The following is a 6774-nucleotide window of genomic DNA, read 5'->3' as shown; positions in this document are numbered from 1 at the left end:
CCTTCGCGCCCCCCTCTGGCCTGCCGGCCATCTCCCCCACAAGGGGGGAGATTGGATGTCACGTTGGCTTTCGCCAATCTCCGACTTCTGAAGGGGAGAGCCGGCGGCCGAACCGCCAATCTCCCCCCTTGTGGGGGAGATGGCCGGCAGGCCAGAGGGGGGCGCGACAGAATGCCTTCATTGGCGTTTTGCTGAGCTTCTGCCTCTTCGTCCTCCCCCTCGCCGCCTTCGCTGCCGACCTCCCCGCGCTGACCGGCCGCGTCGTCGACAATGCCGGCATCGTCGATGCCGGCACCCGCGCGGCGCTGACCCAGAAGCTTGCCGACTTCGAGACAAAAGGTTCCGACCAGATCGTCGTCGCCACGATACCCAGCCTCGGCGGCGAGGAGATCGAACCCTACGCCAACCGGCTGTTCCGCTTCTGGAAGCTCGGCCAGGCCAAGGAAAACAACGGTGTGCTGCTCCTGGTCGCGCCGAACGACCGCAAGATGCGCATCGAGGTCGGCTATGGGCTGGAAGGCACGCTGACCGACCTGCACACCAAGCTGATCATCGAGAACGACATGGTGCCGGCCTTCCGCGCCGGTGACTTCTCCGGCGGCATCACCAAGGCCGTCGACGACATGATCATGGTGCTGGAGGGCAATCCCGAAGAGTTGGAGGCGCGCGGCAAGCGCAACGAGCAGGCGCCGTTCAACTCCGACGACCTGTTCTTCGCCATCTTCATCACCATCTGGGCGTTGATCTTCTTCGGCGGCATCGCGATGACGGTGTTGCCGCCGATCTTCGGCCAGAAGATCGGACCGGGCCGCTACCGCTGGCTCGGCATGACTTTCGATCAGAACCGGCGCTCTTCCTCGGGCGGCTGGTCGTCGGGTGGCGGCGGCTGGTCGTCAGGCGGCGGTGGCTGGTCCTCGGGCGGCGGCGGATTTTCCGGTGGCGGCGGCTCGTCCGGCGGCGGCGGCTCTTCGGGAAGCTGGTGAGGCACCATGGCAACGCGACCGATCAGCGCCGAAGACCATGACCGCATCGCCGAGGCGATCCGCACGGCCGAATTGAAGACCGACGGCGAGATCTACTGCGTCGTCGCTCGCGCCAGCGACGGCTACTTCTTTCCGGCCGCTTTCACCACGACGATCGGCCTGTTCATCGCCAGCCTCGCCGTCGCCTATGGGCTGGAGGGCTTGTGGCTGACCATCCGGCTGCCGCATTTCGTGCTGGCGCAGCTGCTGGCGCTGGCTTCGGTGTTCGCCCTGCTCTGGTTCCTGCCCGCCTTGCGCATTCATTTCGTGCCGCGAAGGCTGCGCTATCAGGCCGCGCATGCCAATGCGATGAAGCAGTTCCTGGCGCGCAATGTCCACCGCACGCAGGCGCGCACCGGCGTGCTCATCTTCGTCTCCATCCCCGAGCGCTATGCCGAGGTTGTTGCCGATTCCGGCATCGACGCCAAGGTCGGCCAGCATGTCTGGGACGGCGTTGTGCGCGACCTGACGAAGCATGCCGGCGACGACCGGCTAGCGGACGGCTTCGTCAAGGCTGTCGAATCGGTCGGCGCGGTGCTCGCCGAGCATTTTCCGGTCACCCAGGGCGACACCAACGAGCTCGACGATCATCTCGTCGAGATCTGATACGGCGTCTGCTCCGCGGACGCGCCTTTGGCCTGTGCGAAAGCGTCGAGGCTTGTCGGGGGACTCTTTGCAATCCGCTGATGCGGGTTTATGGTTAACCAATCATGAACACGCTGACTATCGACATCCGGAAGGCAGAGCCGCGCGACGCGAGCGCCATCGCCGAGGTGCACCAGCAGGCTTGGCGCGGCGCCTATTCCGGCATCATCCCGCACCGCACGCTGACCTCGATGATCAACCGCCGCGGCGTCGACTGGTGGGCCAACGCAATTCGCCGCGCCGCCACCGTGCTGGTTGTCGAGATCGGCGGGACCGTCGCCGGCTATGCCACGATCGGCAAGAACCGCGCCCGCGAGCTCCGGCAGCAGGGCGAGATCTACGAGCTCTATCTGCGGCCCGAATATCAGGGCATAGGGCTCGGCAGCCGCCTGTTCAAGGCGGCCAAGGCCAGGCTTGCCGACCACGGCCTGCGCGGCCTTGTGGTGTGGGCGCTGGAAGACAACCACAACGCCCTCGCCTTCTATGCCGGGAATGGCGGTCGCGATATCGCCGAAGGCGTCGAGGTCTTCGAGCAGAAGGCGCTGAAGAAGGTCGCCTTCGTCTGGAACGACTAGCGTCGCCGTCCCAAAACTGCCGGGCGGTTTGGGACACGCATCAGATTACAATCGATTACAAACTGTGTGCGCTTCCATTAGCGCTGCGCACTATTCGACGCATTGCGCCATGACGCGTCCCCCGCTATCGGTCCTTTCAATCTAGAGAGGGATTTGACCATGCGTATCGAAGCGATTGCCACCGGGAAGAACCCGCCTGACGACGTCAACGTCATCATCGAGGTGCCGATCGGCGGCGAGCCGATCAAATACGAGATGGACAAGGAGGCCGGCACTTTGTTCGTCGACCGCTTCCTGCACACCTCCATGCGCTATCCCGGCAACTACGGCTTCGTGCCGCACACCCTGTCGGGCGACGGCGACCCGATCGACGTCCTGGTCTGCAACACCCGCGCGCTGGTGCCGGGCTGCGTCATCAATGTGCGGCCGATCGGCGTGTTGATCATGGAAGACAATGCCGGCCAGGACGAGAAGGTGATCGCCGTCCCCTCGCCCAAGCTGACGCTGCGCTACGAGAACGTCACCGAATACACGCATCTGCCGGAAATCACGCGACAGCAGGTGCAGCACTTCTTCGAGCACTACAAGGACCTCGAGCCCGGCAAATGGGTCAAGATCGAGGGCTGGCACGATTCCAAATATGCCAAGAAGATGATCGTCGACGCCATCGCCCGAGCGAAGGCCGCCAAATAGGGCGAGGCGGTCGCCTTACTGGCAAACGCCAGGCGGGGCCCTTACCGCACCGCCTTTTCGCCGCCGGCCGCGGTGATCACCCCGACGATGATCAGCCCGGTCAGCACCAGCCGCACGCCGGCGCTGACGCCGAATGTGTTGAGCATGGTGAGCAGGAGCACGAGGAACAGGCCGGCGCCCCAGACACCGGGGACATTGGCTTTGCCGCCGGCGACCGAGGTGCCGCCGATGACGACGACCGCGATCGAGGCGAGCAGGTACTCATTGCCGATATCGACATTGGCGCCGCGGAAATAGCCGGCGAGCAGCGCCCCGTCGATGCCGCCCAGCGCCCCGCACAGCGTGTAGGTGAGGAAGCGGATGCGGCCGACATGGACACCGGCCAGCCAGGCGGCGCGGATGTTCTGGCCGATCGCCAGTACCGAGCGGCCAAAGATCATGCGCTGCAGCGCCAAGGCCGCGCCAATGGTGAAGACCACCGTCAGCATCGCCAGCACCGGAATGCCCAGCACCTGCCAGTTGGTGAAGTCGGCGAAGCCCGGCGGCGGCTTGATCTGCAGGCCGCGGCCATAGCTGATGTCGACCGACTGGATGATGAAGCTCGCCGACAGCGTCGCGATGATCGGCGGGATGCGCAGCGCCCAGATCAAGAGATAGTTGATGGCGCCGATCGCAGCACCCGTGGCGAGCGCCGCGAGCAGCCCGACGACGATCATTGAATCGCTGCCGCCCATCACCTTCATGGCGACCGCGCTGGCCAGCCCGATATTGGCCGGCAGCGACAGGTCGACATTGCCCGGCCCGAGCGTGATGACGAACATCTGGCCGACGCCGACGATGACGGTAAAGACGGCGAGCGAAAGTGCTGCCGTGACCATGCCGCCGGCGCCATAGCCGCCGGTGAAGGCAACGGTTGCCAGCCAGACGACGAGGGCGCCGACAAAGGACCAGAGCCAGGGTTTTTCAAGCAGCGTCCGCACCGAGGTCATCGCCTACCGCTCCCTGCGGCTGATCAGCACGCGCGCCGCCAGCACGATGATCAGGATCGCGCCATTGGCGGCGACCTGCCAGTCGGGCGGGATGTGCATGAAGGTCAAAAGCGGCGAGGCCGCGAGCGCCAGCGTCAGCGCGCCGAGCACGGCGCCGATCGGCGACACGCGGCCGCCGACGAACTCGCCGCCGCCGAGGATGACGCCGGCGATCGAGAGCAGCGTGTAGCCATTGCCGATATTGGCGTCGGCCGACGTGGTGATGCCGATCAGCGCCATGCCCGACAGAACGCCGAACAGGCCGGTCAGCGCGAAGAGCACGATTTTGGTCTTGAGCAACGACCAACCGGCGCGCCTCAGCGCCGCCGCGTTGCCGCCGGAGCCGCGCAGGATGACGCCATAGGAGGTGCGCATCAGGCCGAAATGCACGATCGCCGCGATGATCAGCGCGGCCAGGATCGGGAATGGAATGTAAGGCGGCTTGAAGGACATGATCGAAAGCAGCCAGTCCGGCGCCTTGCCGCCGGGCTTGGGCAAGACGAGGATGGCAAGCCCCTGCCAGACGAAACTCATGCCGAGCGTCACCACGATGGACGGCAAATTGCGCAGATGGATCAGCGCGCCGAGCAATGCGTAGACACCGATCGAGCCGAGCAGCACGAGTATGCCGATGAGCGGCGCATCCCTCAGCCATGTCGCGGTGACGCAGCCGACGAAGCCGACGAAGGTGCCGATCGACAGGTCGAGCTCGTTGCCGGCGATGACGAACATCTGCGCGACCGTCGCCAACGCGATCGGGATCGCCAGGTTGAGCATCAGGTTGAAGCCGAAATAGCTGATGGCGCGCGGGTTGAGCCAGGCGATCGCCATCAGCACCAGCGCCAGCGACAAGGCCGGCAAAAGGCCGCGCAGCAGGCGCGCCCTGGCGGCAGTGCCGCGTGGTGAGGATTTCGGGAGTGTGCCGGGAGTGATCGCGGTCATGTCAGGCAGCATCGCCGAACGAGGACTGGATGATCTTTTCCTCCGTCAGCTCGTCGCGGCCGAGATTGGCGACGATGCGGCCGTTCTTGAAGACATAGACATGATCGCAATTGTCGAGCTCTTCGGTTTCGGTCGTGTACCAGAGGAAGGTCCGGCCCTTGGCGGCCTCCTCGCGCACGAGGTCATAGACTTCGAGCTTGGTGCCGATATCGACGCCGCGCATCGGATCGTCCATCAGGACGATTTCGGCGTCGGAGCCGAGCGCGCGGGCAAACAGCGCCTTCTGCTGGTTGCCGCCCGAGAGCGAATAGATGTTGTTGTTCATGTCCGGCGTGCGGATGCCGATCTTCTGCTTCCAGAATTCCGCCAGCTCGGCCTCGCGCTGCGGCGAGATCAAAAGGCCGTTGCGCAGCTTGGCCAGCGAGCGGATGCCGATATTCTGCGCGATCGACCATTGCGAAAAGATGCCGTCCGACTGGCGGTCGCCCGCGACCAGCGCCACGGGCGCCGTGACCTCTATGCCGGCCTTGGCGCGGGAAGCCGCCGAGAAGATCGCCAGCAAAAGATCGGTCTGGCCATGGCCGGCAAGCCCGGCGAGGCCGATGATCTCGCCGGCCCGGGCGACAAGCTCCTTGCCGTCCTGCTGCCTCGCCGGGCGCGCTCGCACCTTGAGCGCGCCAGGCTCGGTCTTGCGGGCCTCGGCGGCGGTCTTCTGATGGCCTTCGGCGCCGCCCATGGCGGCGACGAGCTTGTCGCGGTCGAAAGCCCTTGCGGCGTCGGCCGCGACCACCTTGCCGTCGCGCATCACCACGATGCGGTCGGCGTTTTGGAGCACCTCGCCCAGCACATGCGAGATCAGGATGCAGCTGCCACCTGCCTCGACGAAGCGGCGGACGAAGGAAAGCAACTGCCCTGCGGTGTGCGCGTCGAGCGACGAGGTCGGCTCGTCGAGGATGACCAGATGCAGCGGCTCGCGCGTCAGCGTGAAGGCGCGCGCCACCTCGACCATCTGCCGCCTTCCGATCGAGAGATCACCGGCAATGTCGTCCGCCGAAATGCCGTGGTCAGGAAAGATCTCGTCGAGCTTGGCGCGGATGAGATCGGCCGCCCTGCGCCGCCAGCCGAAACCGGCGAGCTTGGGATGATTGATGCGGGTGTTTTCGGCGATGCTGAGGTTGGGGCAGAGCGACAGTTCCTGGAACACGCAGCGTATGCCGAGTTCCAGCGCGCGGGCCACGGAATAGCTCGCCTCTTGATTGCCGCGCACCGCGATCTGCCCGCCATCCGGCCGCAGCGTGCCAGCGACCATATGCATGAGCGTCGACTTGCCGGCGCCATTGTGCCCGACAAGCCCAACGCATTCGCCGGCGCCGACATGGAAGTCGACGCCGTTAAGCGCCCGAACGGCGCCGAAATGCTTTTCGGCGCCGTTCAGCCTGACGATGTCGGTGTTTGCCTTGAGCATGCTCAACGATACCCGGCTGGCGATGCGGCTGGCAAATTCACGCCGCCATTACTTGATGTTGGCCTTGATCGCCGCGACAGCCTCTTCCTGCGTGTATTCGTGCGTGGCGACGCCGCCCTCCTTGATCTTCGGTAGCGCGGCCTCGAAATCGTCCTGGGTGAAGGCGAGATAGGGCACCAGGAGATCGTGCGGAATGTCCTTGTGGCCGTCGAGCACCTGCTGCGCCACCCAGAAGGCGAGCGTCGACACGCCGGGCGCGATCGAGGCCGACCAGGTCTTGTAGCCGTCCTTCTCCTTCTGCTCCTTCCACCACTTCAGCTCGTCCTGCCGGTTGCCCATGATGATGGTTGGGCGCGGCTTGCCGGCGGCGGCGAAGGCTTGCGCCGCGCCATAACCGTCGCCGC

7 protein-coding genes and 1 pseudogene are annotated in these 6774 nt (G+C 65.3%); 4 read left to right on the top strand and 4 right to left on the bottom strand.

Annotated features, from left to right (window positions below; genetic code table 11):
• Nucleotides 1–188 precede the first annotated feature (188 nt).
• From E5X34_RS18280 to ppa, 4 genes are all read left to right on the top strand, one after another.
• Nucleotides 189–983 (top strand): YgcG family protein, encoded by a 795-nt coding sequence (locus E5X34_RS18280; RefSeq protein WP_292567504.1) that lies wholly within the window; start codon nt 189–191, stop codon nt 981–983.
• A 6-nt stretch (nt 984–989) separates the two neighbouring features.
• The gene (locus E5X34_RS18275; RefSeq protein ID WP_292567501.1) at nt 990–1628 is read left to right on the top strand and encodes a TPM domain-containing protein; all 639 of its coding nucleotides are present in this window, start codon (nt 990–992) and stop codon (nt 1626–1628) included.
• Between the two features lie 104 nt (nt 1629–1732).
• On the top strand, nt 1733–2242 hold the full coding sequence (locus tag E5X34_RS18270; protein WP_040991512.1) for a GNAT family N-acetyltransferase: 510 nt from the start codon (nt 1733–1735) through the stop codon (nt 2240–2242).
• A 159-nt stretch (nt 2243–2401) separates the two neighbouring features.
• Nucleotides 2402–2935 carry an inorganic diphosphatase gene (gene ppa / locus E5X34_RS18265; RefSeq protein WP_112101830.1) on the top strand — a complete coding sequence of 178 codons (534 nt, stop codon included), beginning with the start codon at nt 2402–2404 and terminating at the stop codon, nt 2933–2935.
• 41 nt (nt 2936–2976) lie between these two features.
• Here ppa and E5X34_RS18260 read toward each other — a convergent pair whose 3' ends face one another.
• The 4 genes and pseudogenes from E5X34_RS18260 to E5X34_RS18245 form a co-directional block, all read right to left on the bottom strand.
• Nucleotides 2977–3924, bottom strand: coding sequence for an ABC transporter permease (locus E5X34_RS18260; RefSeq protein ID WP_292567494.1), 948 nt, complete (start codon nt 3922–3924; stop codon nt 2977–2979).
• Between the two features lie 3 nt (nt 3925–3927).
• On the bottom strand, nt 3928–4905 hold the full coding sequence (locus E5X34_RS18255) for an ABC transporter permease (RefSeq protein ID WP_292567492.1): 978 nt from the start codon (nt 4903–4905) through the stop codon (nt 3928–3930).
• 1 nt (nt 4906) lies between these two features.
• Nucleotides 4907–6370 carry a sugar ABC transporter ATP-binding protein gene (locus tag E5X34_RS18250; RefSeq protein ID WP_292567490.1) on the bottom strand — a complete coding sequence of 488 codons (1464 nt, stop codon included), beginning with the start codon at nt 6368–6370 and terminating at the stop codon, nt 4907–4909.
• 48 nt (nt 6371–6418) lie between these two features.
• A pseudogene (locus E5X34_RS18245) lies at nt 6419–6774 on the bottom strand (ABC transporter substrate-binding protein); the annotation flags it as partial.

The sequence above is a fragment of the Mesorhizobium sp. genome (assembly GCF_004963255.1).
Classification (GTDB): domain Bacteria; phylum Pseudomonadota; class Alphaproteobacteria; order Rhizobiales; family Rhizobiaceae; genus Mesorhizobium.
The sequence above is the reverse complement of the archived record's forward strand: the minus strand, read 5'-3'. Positions and strand labels throughout refer to the sequence as shown.

Bases quoted from the DNA above. Each gene is read 5' to 3' on its own strand.
- E5X34_RS18275 (WP_292567501.1), top strand. From the start codon at position 990: ATGGCAACGCGACCGATCAGCGCCGAAGACCATGACCGCATCGCCGAG.
- E5X34_RS18270 (WP_040991512.1), top strand. From the start codon at position 1,733: ATGAACACGCTGACTATCGACATCCGGAAGGCAGAGCCGCGCGACGCG.
- ppa (WP_112101830.1), top strand. From the start codon at position 2,402: ATGCGTATCGAAGCGATTGCCACCGGGAAGAACCCGCCTGACGACGTC.
- E5X34_RS18260 (WP_292567494.1), bottom strand. From the start codon at position 3,924: ATGACCTCGGTGCGGACGCTGCTTGAAAAACCCTGGCTCTGGTCCTTT.
- E5X34_RS18255 (WP_292567492.1), bottom strand. From the start codon at position 4,905: ATGACCGCGATCACTCCCGGCACACTCCCGAAATCCTCACCACGCGGC.
- E5X34_RS18250 (WP_292567490.1), bottom strand. From the start codon at position 6,370: ATGCTCAAGGCAAACACCGACATCGTCAGGCTGAACGGCGCCGAAAAG.